The sequence below is a fragment of the Oscillibacter sp. KLE 1745 genome, from assembly GCF_000469445.2.
GTDB lineage: Bacteria > Bacillota > Clostridia > Oscillospirales > Oscillospiraceae > Oscillibacter > Oscillibacter welbionis.
This window is the reverse complement of sequence record NZ_KI271726.1, coordinates 41,545-67,356: the sequence shown is the minus strand read 5'-3', so window position 1 is coordinate 67,356 and position 25,812 is coordinate 41,545. Positions and strand designations below refer to the sequence as shown.

Sequence of the window (25,812 nt, the reverse complement as noted above, 5' to 3'; positions counted from 1 at the left end):
GCCAGCCGGTAGGGCCGCCGGCGGGGCGCCTCCACGCCGGCCCGCATGGTCCGTAAGGTCCGCCGCAAGACGTAGGTCTGCCACCGGGCCATGAAAATCGACGTTCCAAAGAAGCTGACGACCGCCGCCAGATACCACATGGGCAGCCAGGTCCCCACCAGATGCGCCAGGTACGTCTCCCCAGAAACATACAGGGTGAAGGCGATGAGCCCCGCGAAGAGCGCTAAAATCCCCCAGCTGAGATACCCGCTGATCTTCTCCTGCCGGGAAAGGCGGTCATAGGCCCGTGCCTCCGTCTCCGGGTCCGTGTGGAGCTCCGGGGCCTCCGGGTTATCGCACCGCCACAGGTGCATGGTCTTTCCGATGGTGTCCACGTACTCCCAGCCTAGGGCCCGGTAGGTGTCCCGGCGCTCCCAGTCCGGGCATTTCTCCTTTTTGCCTGCGGGTTCCAGCCGGTAACGGACGGCCTTGGGCTCCCCCCGCTCAAAAGACGCCAGCCGGAACAGGATCCAGCTGGGAACGTAAAACCAGCCCTTGGCCGCCAGGTCCTCCAGGCGCGCCTGCCAGGCGGCCACGTCCTCCACATACCCCGGCATCAGCTTGACCATGCCGCCTCCCCCCTCTTTTTCTATTGAAACTCCGCCAGGACGGCGGCGAAGTTGTCCAGGTGATCCATCAGGTCCCGGTCTGTCCGCACCCGCTCCATCAGCACCGCCCGCCCCATCCGGCCGATGAAGCATCGGTTTTTACCCGTGTCGATCACCACCGCTTGGTCAAAGCGGCTGTCCGCCACCTCCCGGACCTCTACCACGGACCAAGTGTCCAAGAAATTCGCTAAGCGTTCCCGATACAGGGCCTCCGCCAGGAAGGTGAACCGCACCCGGTCGAAACCGGCCCACAGGGACGCTTTAAAATCCCAGCGGAACTGGCTGACCTCCCGGTGATCCGTCAGCAGACTCCGTCTCTCCCGGTAAACAGATGAATCCAAGGGCAGGGCGGCGGCCTCCGGGGCCACTGCCTCCATGGAGACATAGGGCAAGGGCTCCGGCGCGTCGGACAAGGGCATCTCCTGCTGGCTGCCGAATACAGATACGGCAAGTGCAGCCACCAGTCCGCAAATCCCCCAGGAGACGAGATTCTGCCGCCTCCGCCGCCGTAACGACGCATCCAGGTCCTCAGTATCCGGCGCCATCCCCGCCTCCAGCTGGCGGCGCATCCGCTGAACGCCCCGCAGCGCCCGCAGATTGCCGCAGAGCCACTCCAGGGCACAGACCACCGCAAGCAGCCACACAGCCCACATCCCTTTCAGGAACACATCCACCGGCTGGCCGCTCTCCCAGAGGCTGCGAAACTGCAAGATCGTCCAGACAACAATCAGCACCATGGAGATCAGCCTATGTCGCCGGAACAGCCGCAGCTGCCTCTCCCAGGTCAGACACAGGGCAGAGGGATCTGTAAACAGCTCCGGCGCCTGTGGGTCCGCGCAGGCATAGACCCGATAGTCCCCCAGGACGCCGGCAGGCTCCCACCCCATTTCCCGGTAAGTCTCCTCCCGCTCACATTGGGCGTCATAGGTCTCTGTCCGCAGGGGCTCCAACCGATACCGGAGCTTCCTGGGCTCCGCCGACTCAAACTTTCCGCTGCCATAGCGAGAAAACGACACCGGCCGCCAGCCCTGGACAGCTTTTTCCTCCAGCCACCGCTCCAGAAGGGCGGTATCCCAATAGGCCTCCGGCATGAGAAAACGCTTTTTCACGGTGCCTCCTCTCTCATCCCCGGCAGCAGCCGCTCCGACGCCAGCTCCTCCCGCTCGCCATCGGCCACGCAGAGGCGCAGGCGGGAGAGCTCCTGCCGGAACAGGGCCCGGCCCCGTTCCGTGATGGCGTAGGTCCGCTTCCGCCCCTCCACCGCCGCCTCCCGGATCAAGCCCTCCTCCTGAAATTTTGCCAGAATCGTGTACAGCGTCCCTGGCCCCAGGGGTACCCGACCAGCGGTGGCGTCATCCACATACCGGACAATCTCCGTGCCGCACCGCTCCTGCCGCAGCAGGCTCAACAGCACATAGAACATGCTCTCCGTCAGGACTTTCAGCGGCTCCCTGGCCATGGTATCCCCCCTAATATCGAAACACGATACTTTCTGGGTTCACTATAATATCGTTGCACGATATTGTCAAGCTGTCTGTTCGCTTCCAGCTCTGGAATGTTTTGAGGGTTGCAGCCCGCCCCCTCCCTCCTGTATGCTCTTGTACAGCAGCGACAAACCAGAAAGGACGAATTTTCCCCATGAAACGAAAACTTCTCTGCGGCCTGCTGGCCGCCCTTACCCTGACCTGCGCCACCGTCAAGGCGGCCCCCAGCCGGGTGGTACCCGTCCAGGTGGACGGCACCGTTCTGAGTCAGGGCGTCAACTACCTGCAGAGCGGCGTGACCTATGTTCCCCTCCGGGGACTGCTGGATGCCTTCGGCGGCTGGAGCGTCTGGTGGGACAGCAGCCGAAAGGTGGCTGCCGCCGCCTCCGGCAGCCAGTCCGTCACCGCAAACCCGTCCCGAAATACCGTGACGGTCAACGGCCGTACATACAGCGGCAAGGTCTTTGTGGAGCGTGGCCGGACCTACATCCCCCTGCGGACTCTGGCCACCGCCCTGGGCGGCAGCGTGGCCTGGGATCCCCAGCTGGGCGGCGCGGCGGTGACCTCTCCCGGCGCGGATCACAACGCCATGGACCTTTACTGGCTCAGCCGCATCATCAGCGCCGAGAGTCAGGGCGAGAACATGACCGGCCAGATCGCCGTGGGCAATGTGGTGCTGAACCGGGTTGCGGCGAAGGAGTTCCCCAATACCATTCCCGCCGTGATCTTTGACCGCAAGCACGACGTCCAGTTCACGCCCGTCTCCAACGGCACAGTGTACCTGCCCCCCACGGCCAAATCCGTGGAGGCGGCCAAGCGGGTCCTGAACGGCGAGAACACCGCCGGCAAGGCTCTTTACTTCTACGCGCCCGCCCTGTCCCAGGGCACCTGGATCAACGCCAACCGGGCGTATCTCAAGACCATCGGCTGCCACCGGTTCTACCTGTAATTGACATTTCTCAGCCAGGGGGCTAAAATAGGGCCATCAAGAAGCAAAGGAGCAAGCCACATGCTGTTTTCCGATCATCCCCGGACCCACTACCGCAACGCCCCGGCCCATGAGGTCATCTGCCAGCTGCGGTTCCCGTCTATTCTCACCATCAACAGCGTGGAGCCCGCCGATTTTCAGGAGGCCATCCGCGCGGAGTTCCCCCAGTACGCCCGGCGCCAGGACGCCGCGCCGCCCCGCATCACCGGGCTGGGCAGCCCCAATCCCAAGGTGGAGCAACAGCCTCCGGTGACCAATCACAACTTCGTCTCCGAGGACAACCAGTGGAAGCTGAATCTCACCAAGGACTTCATCGCTCTGTCCACCCTCCACTATCCCGGGTGGGAGGAGTTTGCCCGCCAGCTGGACAAGCCGCTGGCCGCCTTTATCCGGCTGTACAAGCCCGCCTATTTCCAGCGGGTGGGCCTGCGGTATGTGAACATCTTCTCCCGTGCCCGGCTGGGGCTGGAGGGTGCCCGCTGGGCGGAGCTGTTCTCTCCTGCCTACACCGCTCCCATGCAGGGGGCGGAGCCCCCGGAGGACCGCTTTCTCAACTGCGCCTGTGATCTGACGCTGAAGCTGGATTCCAGCTGTCAGGCCAAGGTCCACGCGGGCCCCGGTGTGGTGAAGCGGAACGCCCCCGGCGTTCCCCAGGACCCGGAGGTGAAGTTTATCTTCGACATGGATCTGTCCATGACCGGAAACACACCCTGCACCCTGGCCGCCGGCGCGCTGGAGACGCTCCACGGCCACTCCACCCGCCTGTTTGAAGGTGCTGTCACCGACAGGCTCCGGGACGCCATGGAGGCCGGATAATCTGCGAAAAAGCCCGGGAGACGTGTACGGACGTCTCCCGGGCTTTTTGTACATGTTGTCACTTCTGGAACATGGGGGTGGAGAGATACCGCTCGCCGCTGTCCGGCAGCAGGGCCACGATGGTCTTGCCGGCGTTCTCCGGCTGCCGGGCCAGCTGGGCCGCTGCCCACACGGCGGCGCCGGAGGTGATGCCCACCAGAATGCCCTCAGTCCGGGCCAGCTCCCGGCCCGTGGCGTAGGCATCCGCATCCGTGACCGTGAGGACTTCATCCAGGACGCTGCGGTCCAGATTCTCCGGCACAAAGTTGGCGCCGATGCCCTGAAGGCCGTGGGGGCCCGCATGGCCCTCCGTCAGCAGGGGCGAGGAAGCGGGCTCAAAGGCCACCACGCGCACAGCGGGGTCCTGTGCCTTCAGATACCGGCCCACGCCGCTGACAGTGCCGCCGGTGCCGACCCCGGCCACAAAGATGTCCACCTTCCCCTCCGTGTCCGCCCAGATCTCAGGGCCAGTGGTCTTCTCGTGTGCCGCTGGATTGGCGGGGTTTTCAAACTGTCCTGCGATGATGCTGCCGGGAATGGACTGATGCAGTTCTTCCGCCTTGGCCACAGCACCCGCCATGCCCGCCGCTCCCGGCGTCAGGATAATCTCCGCGCCGTAGGCGGCGATCAGAGCCCGGCGCTCCACGCTCATGGTGTCCGGCATGGTGAGAATCACACGGTAGCCCTTTGCCGCAGCTGCGGCAGCCAGACCGATACCGGTGTTGCCGGAGGTAGGTTCGATGATGGTGCCGCCGGGAGCCAGACGGCCCTCCATCTCCGCCCGGGCGATCATGTTGGCAGCCACCCGGTCCTTGGCGCTGCCCGCGGGATTCATGCACTCCAGCTTGGCCAACAGCACGGCCTTCAGGTCGTGGTTCCGCTCGTAATTGCACAGCTCCAGCAAGGGCGTGCGGCCGATCAGCTCAGTGACGCTGTGATAAATAGGCATTGGAAATCCCTCCGTTCTGAATGAATAGCCTCATGATACACCTGCCGCACCGGGTTTGCAACGGACCATTTGCCGAAAATCCGCCTTTAATTCATAGCATTTTTATAGGATATGGAAGAAAAAAAGCGGACCGCCGACAGGCGGGCCGCTTTGAGATGGTATACTCAGGCCACCACGGGGATTTCCACAATCCCGGCGGCACCGGCGGCGATGCTGTACTCGGGGAACACCAGCGTCACAGAGCCGTCCTCATTCAGATAGAAGGAGGTGGCGTCATCCATAGTGGTGAAGCCGCCCTGCTCCGGGGTGAAGAAGAGGCCGCTCTCATCCGCCGCGATCTTCGCATTTACGGCGTCATTGCAGATGCCGACCCAGTCCTCGCCCAGCACGTCGGCCAGGGTGATGTCCTTGTCGTTGGCCAGGTCCAGGTTGTAGCAGTACCGCTGCTGCATGGCAGCGACCCAGCCCTCAGCGAAATCCACCACAAAGGAGACCGTAGTGTCGGTCTGGCTCTTGATCTCGTAGTCGATAAGCACGTTCATCTCCCGGTCGGCCCACTCTTCCTCGGTGCCGCCGGTAGCCAGGAATGCATCCTTGTAATCATCCCAGTCCGCCTGAGCCTGGGCCAGATGGGCGTCCACCCGCTCCTGGATCTCCGCGTTGACCTTCTCGGCCAGGTCGCCCTCAGACTCCACGCCGGGGACGGACACCTTGTAGTCGATGCCGTTCTCCACGGTCTCATAGTCCCGGATCGTCAGGACCTGGAACAGCCCGCCCAGCACCGGTACATCCGCAGCCGCAGCCGCGAAGGTCGGGGAGACATTCAGGCCCGCCATCAGCACAGCCAGACAGGCGGCCACGCTGCCCGCAGTCCGCCGGACCACCTTATAACCGCGGCTACGGCTGCTGGTCCTGCCCTGCCGGATGCCTGCGCGGACCCGGGCGTCCAGCTCCTCCGGAATGGGGGTGGACTCATATTCTTCTCGTGCACGCTTGAATTCGTTCATAATTGATCTCCTTCCATTGATATCCGTAATTTCTTCAAGCCGGTGTACAGTCTGGTTTTCACGGTGTTCAGATTCCAGCCGGTGACGGTGCTGATCTCCTTGAGAGACAGGTCCTCATAGAACCGCAGCTTGATGATGGTCCCCACCTCTGGCGGCAGAGCGTCCACCCGTTGGGCTAGCGTGCCGTCCGAAGGCAGAGGGTCCTCATAGCTGCCGGCGTCCAGTGCCTCCGGCGGGATCAGCGTCACCCGCTTTCGGCTGCGAAGCACGTCCATGCACACGTGAACCAGAATGTGATAAAACCACGCACGGAGGGCCTCCGGCTCCTTCAGCTCCCCCTGTTTCTCCAGTGCCCTGCAGACGGCGGTCTGCACCGCGTCCAGAGCCTCTTCCCTGTTTTTCAGGTAGCTGTACGCCAGTCGGTAAAACCGCGCCTGATCCGTTACGAGATAGTCGGTCAGTTGCTTTTCCAGGATATGTGACACGTTTCTCATGGTCCTTTCCGTTCGTTCTGCTGTATAGACGCGCCGGGAGCGGAAAAAGTTTGGAGGGAGAACAATTTTCCTAAAAATTTTCTGCGCAAAAAAGAGACCGGTCTCCCGGTCTCTCTTTTCATCGGCTGGAATCAATCGTAACGCAGGGCGTCGATGGGGTTCAGCTTGGCCGCCTTGTTGGCGGGGAGATAGCCGAACAGGATGCCCACCGCCACGGAGACGCCGAAGGCCACACCGATGCCGCCAGCCGTGGGCATAGCCACGAAGCCGTCGTTGCCGGTGCCCAGCACCAGAGCGATGACATTGGTCAGCACGTTGGCCATGAGGATGCCCAGTATGATGCCGATGGCACCGCCGATGGCGGAGGTAGTGCCGGCCTCAATGATGAACTGGCTGCGGATGTCCCGGCATTTGGCACCCAGGGATTTTCGGATGCCGATCTCCCGGGTCCGCTCCGTGACGGACACCAGCATGATATTCATGATACCGATGCCGCCCACCAGCAGGCTGATGGCCGCGATGAGGATCAGGATCATCATCAGGGTGTTCAGCATGGAGTCCATGGCGTCCATCATCTCTGCGGAGGTCATGACCATGTAGTAGTCCGAGGACTGGTAGGTCTTGAACAGCCGGTTTTCAATGATGCCCTTGGCAGCAGACGCCGTATCCCGGTCCGTACTGGTCATCAGATACATGTCCCCATATCCGCCCCCCAGCCGCTGGGCATTGGCATAGGGGATGTAGATCACATCATCGACGCTGCCCTCGGTGCTGTCGCCGCTCTCCGCCAGTACGCCCACTACCATGTAGGGCACGCCGCTGACGGAAATCGTCTGACCCAGCGGATCCGTCCGGAAAGCGTTTTCCGCCAGATAGGAACCGATGACACACACATTCTGATGGCGCTCCACGTCAATGTAGCGGAGGAAGCGGCCATTCTCCAGGCTGGAGCCCTGCATGGTCTTCTGGGTGTCGGCGCGGTAAAATGCCTCGCTGACGCCGTAAATGCTGGTGCGGTCGAAGTCCTCCGTTCCCTGCCGCACCTTGGCTGTGGCGGACACATAGGGCGTAACGCCAGAGAGGTACTGGGGGTACTTCTCCACAAGCGCGTACATATCTTCCGTGTTCACGTCCCGGGTGCCGCCCTCGCCGCGGCCGTAGACCATCACCTGGATCAGGTTGGAGCCCAGCTGCTCGAACTGGGCGTTCATGTAATTCTGCATGCCGTTGCCCAGGCTGGTGATGATGATGACCGCCGCCACGCCGATGATGATGCCCAGCATGGTCAGCAGCGCCCGCATCTTGCTGAGCAGCAGGGATTTGATGGCCAGCTTGAAGGATTGGGTGAAATTCATGCCGGCTCCCCCTCTCCCGCGTCCTCCTGGGGCTGGACCACGGCCTGGGGATCACTGGCGTCCCCGTCGTAGATGATCCGGCCGTCCTGCAGACGGACGATGCGCTTGGCCTTGACAGCGATGGAGTTGTCGTGAGTGATGAGGACCACGGTGTCCCCCTCCTGGTTTAGCTTCTGCAGGAACCGCAGCACCTCCCGGCCCGTGCGGGAGTCCAGGGCGCCCGTAGGCTCGTCGGCCAGGATCACCGACGGATTCCCCGCCAGGGCCCGGGCGATGGAGACCCGCTGCTGCTGGCCGCCGGAGAGCTGGCTGGGCAGGTTCTTCCGCTTGTCAGCCAGACCTACCCGCTCCAGAGACTGGATGGCCCGTTCGCGGCGCTCCTCTGCGGAGACGCCGGCGTACAGCAGCGGCAACTCCACATTCTCCTGCACCGTCAGCTTGGGGATCAGGTTATACTGCTGGAAGATAAAGCCCAGCATTTTGTTGCGGATCTCCGCCTGCTGATCGTCCTCCATGGTGGACACATCAATGCCCCCCAAGTGGTAGGTTCCCGACGTGGGAACGTCCAGGCAGCCGATAATGTTCATGGCCGTGGACTTGCCGGAACCGGAGGAGCCTACGATGGCCACGAACTCCCCCTGATCCACCGTCAGGTTGATGCCGTCCAGGGCGTGGACGGTCTCCTCTCCCATGTGGTAGATCTTGTAGATGTCTTTCAGTTCAATGAGATGGCTCACGGGATCAGCCTCCCATCATCATGTCCATCAAACTGGAAGCCTGGTTGCTGATGAGGACCACATCGCCCTCCTCCAGGCCGTCGGTAACCTCGATATACTCGTCATCGTTCCGACCCAGGGTGACCTCCTTGGTCTCCAGCTTGGTGACGTCCACCACGCTCAAACCGTCCTCACTGAGGGCGCCGGGGCCGGGAACAGTCACCGTGTTGCCCCGTTCCACCGCATCCACGGGGATGCACAGGGCGTTGGGGACCACTTCGCCGATGATCTGAGCGGAGACATTCATGCCCGGCCGCAGATCGCCGTAGTCCTCAATGATGATGGTGACGGGATAGCTGGTGGCACCGTTGGCGGTAGTGCCGTTGATGCTGACCTTATCCACCACGCCGGAGAACGTCTGGCCCTCCAGAGCGTCGGCGGTGATCCGCACCTCCTGCCCCACTTCTACCTTGCCGATGTCCAGTTCATCCACTGCCATCTCCAGCTCCAGATAGCTCAGGTCGTAAATCACCGCCAGCGTGCCGGAGGAAGCGCCGTCCACCTTGTCGCCGGCCTTGAAGTTCTTCTCAATCACGGTGCCGGCAATGGGAGATTTGATGTTGTAGTCATCCACCGCGCCGGAGGCAGTGCTGGCAGAGAGCTGGGCGGACTGGAGGTTCAGCCGTGCGCTCTCGATCTGGTCCCGGATGGTCTCGGACTCCACAGTGCACAGCACCTCGCCCTTGGTCACCGTGCTGCCGGCCAGCTTGGAGAAATCGTTCACCGTGCCGGAACCGGAGGCATACACCACAGAAGAGGCGGGCATGGACACCGGAGCCTGGCCGTAGCTGGAATAGCTGCCGATGATGGCGGAGGCAGTGACGGCGTCGGACACTGTACCGGGATTGTTCAGCCGCACCCGGACGGAGACGGCCTCCTTGCCGTTGCTGGTGATGGTGGTGGAGTTGGAGACATAGGTCACCGTGCCCATCTGAGAACCGGCGTAGCCGTCCACAAACACGGTGGCGGCCTGCCCCACATAGAAGTCACTGGGGGAGGCAAAGGGGAACAGGAAGTCGATGGACAGCTCCGTGCTGGCCACGATCTTCGCCAGCTGCGTCCCAGCGGTGACGCTCTCGCCGTTGTGGACGTAGATCTCGCTCACCGTGCCGGAGATGGGCGCCGTGGGGTGCAGGGCCTCCTGGGCCTGCTGATAGGACATCTGGGCCTGCTGCACGGAGATCTGGGCCCGGTCCATGGAATCCTGGGCGTCGCTGCTGTCCATGGTGTAGAGCAGGGTGTCCTTGGTCACAAGGTCACCCTCTTCAAAGGGAGCGCTGACGATATCGCCGGAGAGCAGGGTGGTGACGTTGTAAGAGTCCGCCGGCTGCAGCGTGGCGGTGCCGGAGACGCTGACCGTCAGATCCTGCCGGGTGACGGTGGACACCAGATAGCTGCTGCTGAGTTGGGTGTTGACGTTTTTGGTCAGTCTGGACACGCAGCCCGCCACAATGGCGATCACCACTACCAAAATAATCAGAATTTTCAGCCAGCGCTTCTTTTTCTTGCCGCCAAAGCCCTTCAGGGAGAATTTCTTTTTCTCCGTCTTTTCCGGCGCGGGCACGCTGGGCGCCTCGGCGGAGGTCTCGTTCATCCATTCAGTTTCCATGTTATGTAATCTCCTTGTTCTCGATTTCCGCGGTGGGGCGCTTCCCCATACCGCGCTTGAAGATGTTCAGAATGTTTTCCAGGCGATCCCGGGTCCCGGGATCGCCACCGGCCTGCAGGCCGGTGTAAATCATGGGAGCCGCCACAACCAGCAGTGTGCCCAGGATGTCGCCCAAGTCCCGGTCCTGCCGCAGGTCCAGCAGGTCCGGATTCACCGCGCCGCCCAGGCGCTGGAGAAGCGTTTCCGCATCCAGCATTTCCAGCAGCCCATTCTTCTGCATCCCGCTGTTGCAGCGGATGATTCCGGTCATGGCGCCGATCTCTCCCAGGTGCTGATTGTCGATTTTTGCCTGCACGTAATCGTACAGATCCAACAGCGCCTGAAAAATGTCGCCGCCGTTTCGGAGCAGAAACTCCTCCAGCAGCATGAACAACTGATCCACATATCCCTTCAGCAGATAGCGGAACAGGTCCTCCTTATCCTGAAAGTACATGTAAAAGCTGCCCCGGGGGATGCCTGCCTCCTTGATGATCTGGTTGATGGACGCCTCGTTGAAAGGCCGGTGGGAAAACTCCCGGGTGGCCGCCTCCAACAACTTCTCCTGCTTTTCCGCCGGCAGATTCAAAAAAGTGCTGCTCGGCACGCTGTTTCATCCTCTCTTATACGAAATAGAAGGTCCGTTTTCTTCAGCGCCGCCCCTGATTTTATACCTTCCTCCCGGGGGAAGGTCAAGGGGTTTCCGGCGAATGGAAAAAAGAAACATGACAACCTGTCGCTTATCATAGCTGACAAGTTGTCATATTGCAAGAGGGAATTGCGAAAATTCACAAATATTTCACAGTGTTTCCGTCACTTCATACAGAGGTCGGACCCGCTGATAGGGCTGAGGCCGGTACTCCACCGAAGCGATCCGCCGTCCGGAGACACCGTACTTGGGGGAGTAGCCGAATAGATCCACATACCGGTCCAAATCGTCCCGCTCCGCCGCCATGGCCTCCAGCAGCACCGCTGCGGCCCGGGCGTCATCCACCGCCCGGTGGCTGTTCACCGCCTGATCCTCCAATCCGTAGGCTGTGATGGCATCGTTGAGCTTGTGAGGGTAATCCCGCCGGTCCCGGTACACCGTGAGGACATCCAGAAACCGGGGTGCCCGCAGGACATCCGCCCGCCCGAAGGGCCGCAGGAAATGATAGAGGAAGTTCAGATCGAACTGGGCGTTGTAGGCCGCCAGCAGCGTCCGCTCTCCCCCGCCCAACAGGTTGCAGAACGCCTCACAGGCGTCGGCTTTCTCCACGCCCTCCTGTTCCAGCTGCTCTTCCGTGATGCCGGTGAGCTGGGTGATAAAGGGCGGCAGCGTCCGCCCCGGGGAGAGGCGGAGCAGCAGGTCCATGCAGTCCGTCTCTCCCTCCGCGGAAAAGGCGGCGGCCCCCAGCTCGATGATCTCGTCCCGCCCGAACTCGATGCCGGTGGTCTCCGTGTCGAATACCACGATCCGGTCAAATTGCTTCCAAAGGCCTGTCTCCATGGCAGTCCCTCCTGTCGAATGTTGTCTTTTCAGAATAGGGCGGCCAGCCGGAATTGTCAAGGGGGTGCCGCCGTTGACTTTCTCCCCCGGGCCGGATAAAATGAAGGCAGAATCTCGGAGAGGAGGGTACTCTGTGAAGCGCGGACTTGACACCGCCTCCTAAAATCAACCAATTATTTTAGGAGGCTTATATGAACGACAATTTCTGCCCGTCCCACACTGTGGTGGAACTGGATACCTGGGAGCGAGGCGCTGTATTCCGTCATTTTATCGACGACCTGCGCTGTGTCATGAGCCTGACGGTGGATCTGGAGATCTCCCGATTCCTGAAGCGGCTTTCGGCCAGTGGCTTCCGCTTCTACCCCGCCATGATCTGGGCGGTGTCCAACGTGCTCAACGCCCACGCGGAGTTCCGGTACGGCTGGGACGATCAGGGGCGGCTGGTCCTCTGGGACCGGATCGAGCCCTACTACGCCCACTTCCACCCGGACAGGGAGACCTTTGCGAAGCTGGTGACGCCCTTCTCTTCGGACCTGGAGACCTTCCACCGCCGCTTTCTGGAGGATCGGACACGGTACGCCGCCCTGGACCACTTCGACCTGACGGACGTGCCGCCCAACACCTTTGATGTGTCGTGCCTGCCCTGGGTCCGGTACCGCAGCTTCGACATGCACATCTTCGACAGCGGCACCTATCTGGCCCCGGTGGTCACCTGGGGAAAATATGAACGGGAGGGAGACCGGACGATCCTGCCCGTCTCCCTGAATATCCACCACGCCGTGGCGGACGGATTCCATCTGTCCCGGTTTTTTCTGGAGCTACAGGAGCTGCTGGACGCACCGGCGGAGCATTCATAAATTATAAAAAGAAGCGGGAGGCATCCAGCCTCCCGCTTCTCTTCGCTCAATGATCGAACTTGTCGATTTGGACGCTGTCGCAGTACTGGGCTTTCAGCTCCTGAAGACGGCCGAAGATCTCCGTCTGGCAGTGGGCCTGCTGGAGCTCCGGCGTGGTCCAGCTCTCCACCAGCAGCAGGTCGTCCGGTGCCTCCGCCGCCAGGAAGTAGTCGTACTTCAGGTTCCCCTCCTCTTTCAGGGAGTTGGCCCGGATGCCCAAATCACAGAGGGCCTGATAAAAGGCCTCCCGTTGGCCGGACTTGCAGTGATAGGTGACGTTCCAAGTTAACATAAGATATCCCCTTCCATTTTATGGTCAAATTTCTTCACTTGCGCACTCTGTTTCCGTCAAAAGCTCCGGCGCCAGCCGGGCCATGTCCGCCGGGATGGGCGCCGTCAGGGACAGATGCTCTCCCGTCACCGGATGGTCCAGATCCAGAGCGTAGGCGTGGAGGGCCGGCCGGGGGATCAGGTCCGGGTCCTCTTCCCCGTACAGCCAGTCCCCTGCCAGGGGGCAGCCGATGGAGGCCATGTGCACCCGGAGCTGATGGGTCCGCCCTGTCTCCGGCCGCAGCCGCAGGAGGGACAGGCCGTTCGACCTCCCCAGCACCTCATAATGGGTGACGGCCCGGGCACCGTCAGGCCGGACGCACCGGCCCACCACAGAATTCGGGTCCCGGCCGATGGGGGCGTCGATAGTGCCGGATTTCGGATCCGGACAGCCGATGCACACCGCCCGGTACTCCCGGCAAAACCTCTCCGTGTGGAGCGCGTACCGGAGCCGGTCGTGGATGTAGCCGCTCTTGGCTACCACCATCAGTCCGGTGGTGCCCTTGTCCAGCCGGTTCACCGGGTGGAACACGAAGTCCGCGCCCCGCTGCCAGGCCAGGGCTCCGGCCACGGTGGGCGTGTCCGGCAGGAAATTGGAGGCGTGGGCCGTCATACCGGCAGGCTTGTTCACCACCAGCAGATGGCCATCCTCCCAGACGATGGGCAGGGGCCAGGGCCCCGGCGTGGGGCGCACCCGGGGCGGACGGTGGTCGCTGGTCTCCACCTCCAGCACGTCGCCGGTGTGAAGGATATCCACTGTACGGGCATGGATGCCGTTGACCCGGATGCCGTTCTCCGTCCGGGTCAGCCGGGATATGGCGTGGGAGGAGACATGGAGCGCAGCCTTCAGGATATGCCGGACCGTGGCGCCGTCCTGTTCCGGCGGCAGGGTATATGAAATCGTCTCCATCAGACACCTCTCCTTCGGCGCAGCAGAAAAATCCCAAGTGGCAGACAGGCGGCGTCCAAGGCGGCGAACACACCCCACAGACCGCTCCAGTACCAGGCCGCCGTGTTGAACATGGCCACCAGCTGCCGATACCAGAAAAGCAGCTCCGCCGCGATGGCGAGGAGGTCGAACAGCACATATCCACCGCCCAGCAGGTAGGCCCCCCGCCCCCGGTGCAGGCAGAACAGAAGGAACGACAGGGCTCAAAAGGCCGGAACTTCTGCATGGCAAAACCTCATTTCTCTGTTATTGTACTCTGACGCCACTCTGTTTGCAAGGGTTTTGGCTCTGGTAAAACGCCATCCTTCATGGTACAATAGGAGCAGTTTTTTTCAGGAGGAACTCCCATGCTCTTATCCGCAGAACATCTCTCCATCAACTTCGGCAGCCGCCAGCTGCTGGATGATGTGAATTTCTATCTCAACGAGGGGGACAAGGTGGGCGTTATCGGCATCAACGGCACCGGCAAGTCCACCTTTTTGAAGGTTCTCTCCGGCGTCACGGAGCCGGACGGCGGCACCATCTCCCGGAACCCCAACGTCCAGGTCAGTCTGCTGCCTCAGAACCCGGCAATGGAGGAATCCGCCACGGTGCTGGAGCAGGTCTTCCTCCACTTCCCCGCCGAGTTCCGGGAGCTGAATGAGTATGAGGCCAAGGCCATGCTGAACCGGCTGGGGATCACAGACTTTGCCCAGAAGGTGGGGACGCTCTCCGGCGGCCAGCGGAAGCGGGTGGCCCTGGCGGCGGCCCTGATCCACCCGGCGGACGTGCTGATTCTGGACGAGCCCACCAACCACCTGGACAGCGAGATGGTAGCCTGGCTGGAGGACTGGCTCCGCCGGTTCAAGGGCGGCCTGGTCATGGTGACCCATGACCGGTACTTCCTGGAGCGGGTGGTGAACCACATCACGGAGCTCTCCCGGGGGAAGCTGTACCACTATGAGGCCAACTACTCCAAGTACCTGGAGCTGCGGGAGCAGCGGGCAGAGATGGCGGAGGCCAGTGAGCGCAAGCGCCAGTCCATCCTCCGGGTGGAGCGGGAGTGGATCATGCGGGGCTGCAAGGCCCGGACCACCAAGTCCAAGGAGCGGATCCAGCGGTACGAGGCCCTGCTGAACCAGGAGGCACCGGAAACGGACGAGGCCGTGCAGATGGCGGCGGCCTCCAGCCGCCTGGGGAAGAAGATCATCGAGCTGCGGGATGTGTCCAAGGCCTTTGACGGCCGTCCCATCGTCAGCCGCTTCTCCTACAACCTGCTGCGCGGTGACCGCATCGGCATCGTGGGCCGCAACGGCGCCGGGAAGTCCACCCTGCTCCACCTGATGGCAGGCGAACTGGCACCGGACAGCGGCACGGTGGAGGTGGGCGCCACCGTGAAGATCGGCCACTTCTCCCAGGAGGGGCGGGAGCTGGACCTGAACCAGCGGGTCTACGACTTTATCCACGACATCGCCGATGAGGTCAGGACCGATGAGGGCACCTTCTCCGCCAACCAGATGATGGAGCGGTTCCTCTTCCCCGGTGATCTTCAGTCTGTGCCCATCGGGCGGCTCTCCGGCGGGGAGCGGCGGCGGCTGTATCTGCTGTCCGTGCTGATGGAAGCCCCCAACGTGCTGCTGTTGGACGAGCCCACCAACGACCTGGACGTGACCACCCTCTCCATTTTGGAGGACTATCTCCTGGGCTTCCCCGGCCCCATTCTGGCGGTATCCCATGACCGGTTCTTCCTGGACAAGCTGGCGGAGTCCATTTTCGAGGTCCGGGGAGACGGGGAGATCCACCGGTTCACCGGCAACTGGACGGACTGGCAGGCCAAGCGCCGGGCGGAAGAGGCCCCCTCTCCCAAGGCGGAAAAGCCCAAGCCCGCGGCAGAGCGTCCCCGGGAACGGAAACTGAAATTCACCTTCAAGGAGCAGCGGGAATTTGAGACCATCGACACGGACCTGGCGGAGCTGGAGGCTCAGATCACCGCCTGCCAGACGGAGCAGGAGAGCTGCGGCAGCGACTATGTGAAGCTCCAGGAGCTCCAGGCCCGTCAGGCGGAGCTGGAGGCCGCTCTGGAAGAAAAGACGGAGCGGTGGGTATATCTGAATGAGCTGAAAGAACAGATCGACGCGCAGAATGGGTGAGGGGCCTTTCATCAGGAATCGGCGTTCTGCACCGTACGTACAAGTATTCTGTCAAGGGGCGGTATCTCGGCGGAATAGCACTTTACGCCTTGTGTTATGAATATCAAAATCGCGGAGGCCCTTCCAGGTGTTGGACCCGGAAAAAGAGGGGCATTGCCTGTGGGCAAGATGATGTCCATACTCTCTGCGAAGCATTGGAGATACCACGCGGCACACTCTGCAATCACATTCTTCGCAACAAACGAGCGAATGCCCAGTTTGAGAAACGCAGGGAGGAATACCACCTTCTGATCTGTGAGGTCTTTGCTGAATATCGGCAGGTACTTGGCGCTGAAAAGATTTGGATGATTCTCGCACAGCGCGGGCATCAGGTCGGCGCCAAATTGGGCGCTGACCTGATGCGGGAGATGGGGTTATCCAGAGTTTGAAACTGCGAGAACCGGAGAAGAAGAAAATACCCTCCGTCAGCAATTTTCAGCAGACAAGCCAATCAAATCCGGGCCAGTGATGTGGCCTGTTTTAAGTATAGAGAATCGATATCTTTATATCTGCGTGATCTTGGAGCTATTTTCCCGTAAAGTGATCGCCCACAAAGTTTCCCGAAAAACAGCACGCAGCTCATTACGGCTACATTACAAAATGGCGTATGAGTTGCGTAAGCCAGAGACAGGATTCATTTTTCACAGTGACCGCGGATTTTGTTTGACTTTGCAAAAGGCCGATGGATTTCCGTAAGGAGCTGATGGCCGTGAGACACAGAGGTTCAGACTTAGAAAATCAGACTGCTTGCAGCCAGAATTTGAACTGTTCCCATTTTTATGTCACATTTTACTTTCGAATACCTTTCCTCAAAAAAGCTTGTGCTGCAAGGATTTCGCACATAAAACAGCCCTACCTAATCTGATAAGTCCTACAAACTTGTTCAGATTGGGTAGGGTCGTTTCTCTTATTCTATCAATCGAACTTAGGTGCGGAGACCTCGTTTCCAGCAAAGGTATTGGGGCCGGGATTGGAGAGGGAGAAATACATTTTCGCCGCCTTGGTCGTACCAAAATCCCGGTTGGAGCCACTGTCCTGCACCTCGTTGAAGGCATCCCGGAACATCTGGTTGTGAGCCTCCTCCCGGTTGAGCAGGAAGTCGATGGTTTCACGGACCTTCTTGTCGTCGATCTGGCGGTACAGGTATTCATAGACCACCTTGGCCCGCTGTTCAGAAGCGATGTTGCTGAGCAGGTCCGCACACAGATCGCCGGTCACGGTCACATAATCGCCGGTCCAGGAATAGCCGGAGGCATTGATTAAGCCGGGGTTCAGGCCCAAGATCACATGGCTCTGGATCTCGCCCGCCTTGACCTGATCTGCATCTACATCGTGGCCGTTGAGCAGATTAATGGTCTGGGCCACCATTTCCATGTGTCCCAGTTCCTCTGCTGCGATATCCAGAAACAGGTCCTTGATCTTCTGGTCCTTGATGCGGAAGCTCTGGGACAGATACTGCATAGCCGCTTTCAGCTCACCGTTGCCGCCTCCCAGCTGCTCCTGCAGCAATGCTGCATACTGGGGATTCGGCCGCTCCACGGCCACCGGATGGAATAACTGCTTTTCATGCTTAAACATATCTACCGCTCCTTTTTCGTGGTAATTCTTAGTTTGCTTGATATGCTCCGAAATATACCGGCAGAAAGCGGCTCAGGAGATGCTAGGCCGAATCAAGGAATAGGGCCATCAGTCGCGGAACTGCAGCTAGAGCAAACAATTTTACCGCGTACATTTACAAAGCAATCGATAAAACCGAGCGGTGAATCATTTTATCGCTGTTCAAAATGGGAAGCAATGATTAATAATCGGCAGCAGAAATCGGTGATAAACACAAAGATGAAAAAATGGGAATCTCTACCTCAGTGACCATGCTAAAACCGGAGCTTCCGCCATTGTTGAGATATCGGTCAAAAACCTTTCCTGAGCGACGGAAAAGGTAAGATCTGTCGGATCATTCGCTGTGCCTATGCTTGTCCACAGTTCAGCAAACTGCTTCAGGAATACGAAGCAGGCGGCAAAGATGCTGTGGATGATAAAATCATCCACACGCTTCGCAAAAGATTCCCCACAGCTAAAATCATGCCCGACCTCCTTGTAGAAGCCCAACACAGTACGGTCCGGATCTTTGAAGTTATGAAGGCAATCACGGAAAAGAAGGATAAGCCGTGAATGCAATCGCAGAATTTCTAAGAGAGGAAAGAGTAACCTTTTCCGCAATACCACAGCCAGATGCCTTTGCGTGAAGGTGCCGTTGAAAAGGATTTTCTGAGGCCGCGGGACATGGACTATGTGTTTCGTAGCAGTCCTTGGGCCAAGCAACCGGCCCCTTCAAGGGGGGCACGAGCCGGTCCAAGTACTTTGACCTTATCCACTGCTTTTCCAAAGATATTGGCTTGGTCTTGGACTAGAGGCTTTTAGAGTCAGCCAAGGATAACCCTTTGGGCGGGTTTGCCCAAAAAACGGCCGGACAAGCTCAATAAGGCGTTGAGCGCTGAAACAGAGACATTCCTGCGGAATCAGTTGTTCTGAGGAGACGGAAGTCCTTGTGCGGTGTTTGATGGAGGATTTTCCCTCTGTGTTGATGAAGACGATCTGCAAGCTGTAAATGTTACATGCCCGAGACTCTTTAGCGAAACCTCTATTCTGCTTATGGTGCGTCTGGAGATCAGTATGCTGACACGGAAGATTCCCGCCCGGATATTCTCGTCACTATTTGGCCTGTATTATATAGATAGGTCCCCAATCAAAGCGGCAGCTATGCAGATCTTGGAGTCGCTGGCGTGTGTGGTGTATTTAAGGATGGTTGTATCCTACAGAAAAGGCCCACTATGATTTGGCAAAGCCCGGAACTAGGCGTCTTCTTCCACCGGAGGAGTGCACGAATGTTCTGCAGGCGGACTATGCCCACATGCAAGGTATGCTGCTTGACACAGTCCCGCCCTCTAAAGGTATTATGCAGTGCATTCAGAAGATGGAAGCTGAGATCAATTCTTTGAGACAGGCATACGTGGGTCGATCTCAATGCCTGTATTGACAAGCAATCATTAAAATTCACATGCAAATTTGTAAAACTTGTGTGCAAAGAGGAGCCAGCTGCTAAAATCGATGTCTTCCAACCATTTGGTAGACGTTCCTCTCAAGGAATGCCGTACAAACCAGCTCTTGTCTTCTCTCACTTCCACCCCGTTTTTTCCTGTTATGGGGCGAGATGCCGGTCAGCCTCCCCCTTGCACAAAGTACGTCTTTTAAACGCCTAAAAGCATAAGAAACTATATAACACTTAGAGTCCAGCCTTTGAAGGTGTTGACATGGGCAAACGGGAATGTGAAATGCTGCGCAGTGCGCTGGCCTCTACCCGTATGGAGAGCTTTCATTACTGAGCAGACGGAAAATGACGGCATCCATATCATACGCAGCGAAGTTTCGGTGGCTGATCGGTAAAGCAGTTCCTTGCCCGCCCTGCAAAGGCGGTGTGATATAGAGGCAGACCTGCTGCATCCAACTGCTCAGTGCGCAACCGAGCCTCTCGAACAAATTTTTACTGAAAGCGTCCCGCTGTAAAAATCACAACTCTATATTGAAACCACCGGTCATTCACATAAGAAAATGACCGGTGGTTTTTCGTGGAAAATGCTTCCTGTCCATTTTCCATATTAGAAAGTCTGCATCTTCCAGCTCATGCTTGTTGATTGTGAGCTCCAACACTTGTCACAGTTTACCTTTCGTCTCTTGCCACATATACGCCTACCTATTTATTAGTTTTCTTGCTTGAAGGGTCAGATTCTCACCAATTTATACGCTCGGCGGCCGAGGCCCAGCTTTTCTGCGTGCTCCAGGCAGACGTTCCAATCGGAGTTTGGATGGGAGCGTTTGAAATGATCCCCTTTATTACAGGCGCAGGCTTCATCGAACAGCATAGACCCAGGCAGGGCAGGCTGCGCCACAACCGCATCGGCGCAGGCCTGGTCCAGAGCTACAGGATCAAAGGATGCAAACATGCCCACATTTGGCACCAGGGGCACATCGTTCTCGCTGTGGCAGTCACAGTGAGGAGACACATCGATGACCAAAGAGATGTGGAAACAGGGACGGCCATTTACAACTGCCTTGCTATACTCAGCCATCTTTTTGTTGAGGATAGCGGGAGCCGCATCGTTCCTAGCGGCAATAGCGTCTTTAGGGCAGATGGTCAAGCACCGGCCACATCCCGCGCATTGGTTGATATCAATATCCGCCTTGCCCTCCTCGTCAAACTGGGGTGCGCCGTGGGCGCAGATTATAGCGCAGGCGCGACAGCCCACACACTTCTCCCGCTTCACAACAGGCTTGCCGGAGCTATGCATCTCCATTTTCCCAGCCCGAGAGCCGCAACCCATGCCAATATTTTTCAGCGTGCCGCCCATGCCCGCCTGTTCATGACCCTTAAAGTGGGTAAGGGAAACAAATACATCGGCGTCCATCACAGCCCGGCCAATTTTTGCGGTCTTCACATACTCACCGCCACTCACCGGAACCTCTACATCGTCGCTGCCCTTCAGCCCGTCGGCAATAAGGATGTGGCAGCCGGTGTTGTATGGATTGAAACCATTCTGGTATGCGGACTCGATATGGTCCAAAGCGTTCTTTCGCCCGCCCACATACAGCGTATTGCAGTCCGTCAAAAAAGGCTTCCCGCCCTGATCCTTCACCAGATCTGCCACCACTCTGGCCCAGTTGGGCCGCAGATATGCCTGATTCCCCGGTTCGCCAAAGTGCATCTTGATTGCGACATATTTGTTATCCATATCTATGGAACCGAAACCGGCTGTCATGATGAGGCGCGCCAGCCTCTGAGGAAGATTCTCCCGCATGGGAAAGCATCGGAAATCTGCAAAATAAACCTTGGATTTTTCACTCATATGATCGCCCCCGAATGTATATAGTCTATTCCGGCATCTCTTCATGGACCATTTCCACAGATAGACGGACAGGGAATCTCCCGGTGCTGTTTGCTTCTCAAAACCTCACACGATGCCAAATTTAAATACACTGGTATGCTCCCAGACTTCTCCAGCCCTCAATACGCAGGACGGGAATTCCGGGCGGTTGGGCGTATCTGGGAACATCTGTGTTTCCAAGCAACCCCCCCATCGTCTGGCATACGGCGCGCCTTCTTTTCCAACAGGGCATCCATCCAGATAGTTTCCTGAATAGAATTGAATCCCCGGCAGAGTCGAAAACACTTCCATTGAGATTCCAGTTGCCGGAGAGAATGCCTGTGCAGCAGGATGGAGGCTCCCTTCTTGATCCGCTGTGATCCAGTTGTGGTCATAGCCGCCCGCAAACACCAGCTGCGAAAACGCCCCGTCAATTTGCGCACCGATCCTTGTAGGTTGGCGCAGATCCATAGGCGTCCCCTCCACAGGCTCAATTACGCCCATCGGAATCGACTCCTCATCCGTGGGGATATAGCAATCCGCGAAAAGCTGTATGACCTGTGACGTTACTGGTCCGGAGTGATGTCCCCCTAAATTAAAATATGTATGATTTGTCAAATTACATGGAGTGTCGAGGTCGCACACGGCCCGATAGCGGATCGTCAAGCTGTGCGCTTCCAGCCGATATGTGACTTGCACATCCAGATTTCCCGGATATCCTTCCTGACCATCAGGACTGTTCAGAGTCAGCACCAGGGTATCCTCAGAAGCACCTGCCGCATTCCACACCTGTTTGTCAAAGCCGCGCAGCCCGCCGTGGAGATGATTTGCACCATCATTTGCCGCCAGGAAATACCTAGTCCCATTTAAGCTGAATGTACTGCTGCCGATTCGATTGGCATAACGGCCAATCAGCGCGCCGATGTATTTATCTTGAACCAGATAGTCCCTCAGATAATCAAATCCAAGTACCACATCTACGAGCGTCCCGTTTCGGTCCGGAACACGTAAAGACCGCAGTGCACCGCCATAAGTAATGATCTCACACGACATCTCCCCGCAAGTCAGCGTATATTGGTCCACAGCCGTGCCGTCCGGCATAATTCCAAACAGTTTTTTTGCCATCCCCAGCCTCAGTTCTGTCCATAGTAAGCCCCAGGACCGTGTTTTCGAAAGTAGTGTTTGTCAAGAAGTTCCTGCTGCATCGCAGGCAGACCGGGTGCGAGCATCATGGCATGAAAATCCATAAACGCCACCTCCTCCAGCACAACCGCATTATGGACCGCATCCATGGGGTCCGTTCCCCACGCAAACGGGCCGTGACTGTGAACAAGTACAGCGGGCACTTGGGCCGGATCAATTCCACGCTCTCTGAACGTTTCAATAATCACATTTCCAGTTTCCAGTTCATACCTGGTTTCGATTTCTTGAGACGTCATTTTCCGGGTGCAGGGTATTTCACCATAGAAATAGTCTCCCTGTGTGGTGCCCTGAGCGGGAATTCCGAGTCCGGCTTGGGCAAAGGATGTTGCCCATTGGCTGTGGGTATGGACAATGCCGCCCAGAACGGGAAACTCACGATAAAGCGCCAGGTGTGTGTCTGTATCGCTGGACTGCATGCGGCAACCCTCCACACGGTTTCCATCCAGATCCACCACAACCATGTCTTCAACCAGCATGTTTTCGTATGCCACCCCGGAGGGCTTGATGACCACCAATCCTCTCTCTCGGTCAATGCCGGAAACATTTCCCCATGTAAAAGTGATCAGACCGTATCGGGGCAGCATCTGATTTGCCGCCCAAACACGTTGCTTTAATTCTTCCAGCATAGGAAATACCCCTTACTTCAGTTTCCAGGCCAGATCCGCCAGGAAAAGGTCTTGCTCCAGCTTTTCAACGGTGGTCTCGTTTGTGATGTGAACAAACTCAATGTCCATCATAGCGGCCCAGTCTCTCATCTGTTCTGCGGTCACATCATAGCTAAGCACCGTGTGGTGGGCGCCGCCGGCTGTAATCCAGCACTCCACGCCGGTGGTAAGCGATGGCTCCGCCTGCCACATGACCCTGGCAACCGGGAGATTTGGCATCGGCATAATGGGTTCGACACAATGAATATCCTGGCAGATCAGACGCAGGCGGCCACCCATATCGATCAAGCTGACGACAATCGCATCTCCCGCCTTCCCCTCGAAGACCAAGCGGGCGGGATCCTTTTCATTCATGCCGATGCTAAGGGGGTGTGTTTCAATACAGGGCTTGCCGGCGGCAACGCTCGGACAGACTTCGAGCATGTGGGCGCCAAGACTGTATTCCTGCCCCTTGACCAGATGGTAGGTGTAGTCCTCCATAAATGTCGAAGCGCCGTTCTCGTTTTCTCCCATCGCTTTCATAACAGCGGTCAGGGCCGCCACTTTCCAGTCCCCTTCGCCGCCGTATCCATAGCCCTTGGACATAAGATCTTGACTGGCCAATCCGGGCAGCTGCTCCATGCCATACAGATCCTGGAAGGTATTGGTGAACGCCTTGCACCTTTCCCGGTCCAGCAGCCTTTGAATGGCGATCTCTTCGCGAGCCTGATAGCGAACATGGTCAATCTTCTCCGTTTTCATAACATAGCGGGACTCATATTCCGACATCATCGTGTCGATCTCTTCTTCAGAGACGCCGTGCATTTCCTTAACTAGGTCGCCCACAGCCCAGGTGTTCACCTGCCATCCAAGCTTTGCCTGGACCGCCACCTTATCTCCCTCTGTAACAGCCACTTCCCGCATATTGTCGCCGAAGCGCATGACCTTCATTTCCTTAGAAACCGCCGCTCCAACCGCCGCCTTCATCCAGCTGCTGATGCGTTTCTGCACGTCCTCGTCCTGCCAATAGCCGGCAATGACTTTTCTGGGCATCCGCAGGCGAGCCGCGATAAAGCCGTGTTCCCGATCGCCATGAGCAGCCTGGTTCAGATTCATAAAATCCATGTCGATCTCTTTATTGGGGATCTCCCGGTTATACTGGGTAGCCAAATGACAATACGGCTTTTGCAGTGCGCTCAGGCCGTTGATCCACATCTTACTGGGCGAAAACGTGTGGCACCAGGTAATAACGCCCGCACAGCTCTCATCATAGTTCGCTTTTTTTATTGTCTCGCTGATCTCCTGGCTGCTTTTTGCCGTAACCGTGTAGACCAGCGGATACGGCAATACCGCGGACAGCTTCTCCGCCATTTCAGCCGCCCGTTTGGCGACAGTGTCCAGCACTTCCGTTCCATATAGAAACTGGCTGCCGACGATAAACCAGAATTGATATTGTTTCATAACAGATCCTCCTTAAGTTTTTCCACCGCGATGCGTTCCACTTCTATCAGGGCTTCATATCGCCTGATATAGCGGTCAAACTCTGCCGCGTCTTCGGCATCAGGCTCCAGCGTAGTACGTGACACACTTGAAAAAACACGGGTACTCAAAAATTCTTCCAGCGTTTCCTCTCCATGTTTACTGCTCATATATGCGGCCAGCAACGACATTCCGTACGCCCCTCCTTCACCGGCGGTCTCCATACAGGTCACAGGCGCATTACAGGCCGCAGCCATATACCGTTGCCCGACTCCCGGAGTTTTGAACAAGCCGCCGTGACCCATGAGAGAGTCAATTCCGACATTCTCTCTTGCCAGAATATCCATGCCGATTTTGAGCGTAGACATCGTCGCATAAAGCTGGGCGCGGAAGAAATTTGCCAGCGTGAATCTGCTGCTGGGATACCGAAGCACCAGAGGTCTTCCCGCATCCATATGAGTCACGCCTTCCCCCGCCAAGTAATTGCACACCAGCATTCCGCCGCAATCCGCATCGCCTTCGAGGCTCTTCTTATAGAGCTTTGTATATAGTTCATCCGTAGACGGAGCCACCCCAAACAACCGCGCTGTTTCGTTTAGAATCCCTACCCACGCCGTGGTGTCATTGGTGCAGTTATTGCAGTGGACCATTGCCGCTGGCTTCCCGGTAGGTGTAGCCACCAAATCGATCTCTTGATGTACCGCACGCAGAGGCCGCTCCAATACAACCATAGAGAAGATAGATGTTCCAGCGGAAACATTCCCCGTTCGCGGGGCTACCGCATTGGTCGCGACCATACCAGTCCCTGCATCTCCCTCCGCGGGCGCAAACGGGATGCCTGGAGGCAGCAGGCCATCCAGCAGTGCCGCGCCGCTCTCTGTTAGACAGCCGGCGTTCTGTCCTGCGGTCAGCACCCGCGGAAAGAGATCAGACAGTTTCCAAGGCAGCTCCCGTTCCGCAATAAGAGCGTTCAACTTTTTCAGCATTGTTGTATCATAATCAAGGCGAGAGCTATCAATCGGAAACATGCCAGAAGCCTCGCCAATGCCGACGGCATTGACACCTGTAAGCATATGGTGAACATAGCCTGCCAGGGTAGTAATATGGGCGATCTGTGAAACATGTTCCTCGCCATTGAGAATTGCCTGATACAGATGTGCGACACTCCATCGCTGAGGGATGTTGAAGCCGAACAGCTCTGTCAGTTCTGTGGCCGCTGGTCCGGTACTGGTGTTCTGCCAGGTGCGGAAAGGCACCAGCAGATTCCAGTCCCGATCGAAAGCCAAATATCCATGCATCATGGCGGAAATTCCCATGGCCGCAATGTTCTCTCGGCGATTCAAGTTAGACAACGCCGTTTTTAAGCCTGTCCACACCTCCTCCAGTGGATAGGTCCAAACCCCATTTTCGTATGAGGCCGCCCAAGTATAGCTCCCCGCAGAAACTGTTTGAAAGGCTTCATCAATGGTCATTGCCTTGATACGGGTGGATCCCAACTCAATACCCAAAAACGTATTCATCAGATTTCCTCTATTTTC

26 protein-coding genes are annotated in these 25,812 nt (G+C 58.1%); 6 read left to right on the top strand and 20 right to left on the bottom strand.

Translation table 11 applies throughout. The features are described 5' to 3' along the window. From HMPREF1546_RS10170 to HMPREF1546_RS10160, 3 genes are all read right to left on the bottom strand, one after another. A partial coding sequence (locus tag HMPREF1546_RS10170; RefSeq protein ID WP_021751906.1) for a DUF2812 domain-containing protein occupies positions 1-608 on the bottom strand: 608 nt, incomplete at its 3' end. 20 nt (positions 609-628) lie between these two features. Next, on the bottom strand, positions 629-1,756 hold the full coding sequence (locus tag HMPREF1546_RS10165) for a DUF2812 domain-containing protein (RefSeq protein WP_021748455.1): 1,128 nt from the start codon (positions 1,754-1,756) through the stop codon (positions 629-631). Further along, complete coding sequence (locus tag HMPREF1546_RS10160) at positions 1,753-2,106, bottom strand: PadR family transcriptional regulator (protein WP_021748454.1); 354 nt, start codon at positions 2,104-2,106, stop codon at positions 1,753-1,755. The genes HMPREF1546_RS10165 and HMPREF1546_RS10160 overlap by 4 nt, the downstream gene beginning before the upstream one ends. A gap of 179 nt (positions 2,107-2,285) precedes the next feature. Here HMPREF1546_RS10160 and HMPREF1546_RS10155 point away from each other — a divergent pair, with 179 nt between their 5' ends. Together HMPREF1546_RS10155 and HMPREF1546_RS10150 are read left to right on the top strand one after the other, a co-directional pair. Continuing rightward, positions 2,286-3,080, top strand: a complete 795-nt coding sequence (locus HMPREF1546_RS10155; RefSeq protein WP_021748453.1) for a cell wall hydrolase — start codon at positions 2,286-2,288, stop codon at positions 3,078-3,080. A gap of 60 nt (positions 3,081-3,140) precedes the next feature. Next, complete coding sequence (locus tag HMPREF1546_RS10150; protein ID WP_021748452.1) at positions 3,141-3,935, top strand: TIGR04255 family protein; 795 nt, start codon at positions 3,141-3,143, stop codon at positions 3,933-3,935. A gap of 58 nt (positions 3,936-3,993) precedes the next feature. On the opposite strand, the gene cysK is transcribed toward HMPREF1546_RS10150, so the two are convergent. From cysK to HMPREF1546_RS10110, 8 genes are all read right to left on the bottom strand, one after another. Further along, on the bottom strand, positions 3,994-4,923 hold the full coding sequence (gene cysK, locus HMPREF1546_RS10145; protein ID WP_021748451.1) for a cysteine synthase A: 930 nt from the start codon (positions 4,921-4,923) through the stop codon (positions 3,994-3,996). Positions 4,924-5,087: 164 nt separating this feature from the next. Then, positions 5,088-5,930, bottom strand: a complete 843-nt coding sequence (locus tag HMPREF1546_RS10140; protein WP_021748450.1) for a DUF3298 domain-containing protein — start codon at positions 5,928-5,930, stop codon at positions 5,088-5,090. Continuing rightward, entirely contained in the window at positions 5,927-6,424 is a 498-nt protein-coding gene (locus tag HMPREF1546_RS10135; RefSeq protein WP_036627189.1) for an RNA polymerase sigma factor, read from the bottom strand. Before HMPREF1546_RS10135 ends, HMPREF1546_RS10140 begins: the two co-directional genes overlap by 4 nt. A gap of 131 nt (positions 6,425-6,555) precedes the next feature. After that, complete coding sequence (locus HMPREF1546_RS10130) at positions 6,556-7,779, bottom strand: ABC transporter permease (protein WP_021748448.1); 1,224 nt, start codon at positions 7,777-7,779, stop codon at positions 6,556-6,558. Then, on the bottom strand, positions 7,776-8,516 hold the full coding sequence (locus tag HMPREF1546_RS10125) for an ABC transporter ATP-binding protein (protein ID WP_021748447.1): 741 nt from the start codon (positions 8,514-8,516) through the stop codon (positions 7,776-7,778). The genes HMPREF1546_RS10130 and HMPREF1546_RS10125 overlap by 4 nt, the downstream gene beginning before the upstream one ends. Before the next feature lie 4 nt (positions 8,517-8,520). After that, positions 8,521-10,164, bottom strand: coding sequence for an efflux RND transporter periplasmic adaptor subunit (locus HMPREF1546_RS10120; protein WP_021748446.1), 1,644 nt, complete (start codon positions 10,162-10,164; stop codon positions 8,521-8,523). Between the two features lies 1 nt (position 10,165). Further along, positions 10,166-10,807: a TetR/AcrR family transcriptional regulator gene (locus tag HMPREF1546_RS10115; RefSeq protein WP_021748445.1), complete on the bottom strand. Its 642-nt coding sequence runs from the start codon at positions 10,805-10,807 to the stop codon at positions 10,166-10,168. Positions 10,808-10,999: 192 nt separating this feature from the next. Next, the gene (locus HMPREF1546_RS10110) at positions 11,000-11,689 is read right to left on the bottom strand and encodes a PolC-type DNA polymerase III (protein ID WP_021748444.1); all 690 of its coding nucleotides are present in this window, start codon (positions 11,687-11,689) and stop codon (positions 11,000-11,002) included. A gap of 191 nt (positions 11,690-11,880) precedes the next feature. On the opposite strand from HMPREF1546_RS10110, the gene HMPREF1546_RS10105 reads away from it, so the two are divergent. Next, positions 11,881-12,546, top strand: a complete 666-nt coding sequence (locus tag HMPREF1546_RS10105) for a CatA-like O-acetyltransferase (protein ID WP_021748443.1) — start codon at positions 11,881-11,883, stop codon at positions 12,544-12,546. A 46-nt stretch (positions 12,547-12,592) separates the two neighbouring features. Here the strand turns inward: HMPREF1546_RS10105 and HMPREF1546_RS10100 are convergent, their stop codons facing one another. Genes HMPREF1546_RS10100 through HMPREF1546_RS18870 form a run of 3 tightly spaced genes read right to left on the bottom strand, consistent with a single transcriptional unit; the run spans position 12,593 to position 14,001 of the window. Then, the gene (locus HMPREF1546_RS10100; protein WP_021748442.1) at positions 12,593-12,877 is read right to left on the bottom strand and encodes a putative quinol monooxygenase; all 285 of its coding nucleotides are present in this window, start codon (positions 12,875-12,877) and stop codon (positions 12,593-12,595) included. Positions 12,878-12,901: 24 nt separating this feature from the next. Further along, positions 12,902-13,825, bottom strand: coding sequence for an RluA family pseudouridine synthase (locus HMPREF1546_RS10095; RefSeq protein ID WP_021748441.1), 924 nt, complete (start codon positions 13,823-13,825; stop codon positions 12,902-12,904). Beyond that, positions 13,825-14,001 (bottom strand): hypothetical protein, encoded by a 177-nt coding sequence (locus tag HMPREF1546_RS18870; RefSeq protein WP_021748440.1) that lies wholly within the window; start codon positions 13,999-14,001, stop codon positions 13,825-13,827. Before HMPREF1546_RS18870 ends, HMPREF1546_RS10095 begins: the two co-directional genes overlap by 1 nt. A gap of 210 nt (positions 14,002-14,211) precedes the next feature. Between HMPREF1546_RS18870 and HMPREF1546_RS10090 the strand changes: the two genes are divergently transcribed. The 3 genes from HMPREF1546_RS10090 (at position 14,212) to HMPREF1546_RS19910 (ending at position 16,728) form a co-directional block, all read left to right on the top strand. Beyond that, entirely contained in the window at positions 14,212-15,993 is a 1,782-nt protein-coding gene (locus HMPREF1546_RS10090; protein WP_021748439.1) for an ABC-F family ATP-binding cassette domain-containing protein, read from the top strand. Next, entirely contained in the window at positions 15,990-16,421 is a 432-nt protein-coding gene (locus tag HMPREF1546_RS19915) for an IS3 family transposase (RefSeq protein WP_147629923.1), read from the top strand. Before HMPREF1546_RS10090 ends, HMPREF1546_RS19915 begins: the two co-directional genes overlap by 4 nt. A gap of 79 nt (positions 16,422-16,500) precedes the next feature. After that, positions 16,501-16,728: a DDE-type integrase/transposase/recombinase gene (locus HMPREF1546_RS19910; RefSeq protein WP_084192830.1), complete on the top strand. Its 228-nt coding sequence runs from the start codon at positions 16,501-16,503 to the stop codon at positions 16,726-16,728. 219 nt (positions 16,729-16,947) lie between these two features. On the opposite strand, the gene HMPREF1546_RS10080 is transcribed toward HMPREF1546_RS19910, so the two are convergent. The 6 genes from HMPREF1546_RS10080 to HMPREF1546_RS10050 all read right to left on the bottom strand — a co-directional run bounded on the left by HMPREF1546_RS10080 (position 16,948) and on the right by HMPREF1546_RS10050 (position 25,794). Continuing rightward, positions 16,948-17,610, bottom strand: coding sequence for a manganese catalase family protein (locus HMPREF1546_RS10080; protein ID WP_021748435.1), 663 nt, complete (start codon positions 17,608-17,610; stop codon positions 16,948-16,950). Positions 17,611-19,808: 2,198 nt separating this feature from the next. Then, positions 19,809-20,930, bottom strand: a complete 1,122-nt coding sequence (locus tag HMPREF1546_RS10070) for a DUF362 domain-containing protein (protein WP_021748431.1) — start codon at positions 20,928-20,930, stop codon at positions 19,809-19,811. Between the two features lie 105 nt (positions 20,931-21,035). Next, a complete protein-coding gene (locus HMPREF1546_RS10065; protein WP_021748430.1) occupies positions 21,036-22,073 on the bottom strand; it encodes an aldose epimerase family protein in 1,038 nt (345 codons plus the stop codon). 8 nt (positions 22,074-22,081) lie between these two features. After that, positions 22,082-22,777: an L-ribulose-5-phosphate 4-epimerase gene (locus HMPREF1546_RS10060; protein ID WP_021748429.1), complete on the bottom strand. Its 696-nt coding sequence runs from the start codon at positions 22,775-22,777 to the stop codon at positions 22,082-22,084. Positions 22,778-22,789: 12 nt separating this feature from the next. After that, positions 22,790-24,256, bottom strand: a complete 1,467-nt coding sequence (gene araA / locus HMPREF1546_RS10055; RefSeq protein WP_021748428.1) for an L-arabinose isomerase — start codon at positions 24,254-24,256, stop codon at positions 22,790-22,792. After that, entirely contained in the window at positions 24,253-25,794 is a 1,542-nt protein-coding gene (locus tag HMPREF1546_RS10050) for a xylulokinase (protein WP_021748427.1), read from the bottom strand. Before HMPREF1546_RS10050 ends, araA begins: the two co-directional genes overlap by 4 nt. Positions 25,795-25,812: the final 18 nt, after the last annotated feature.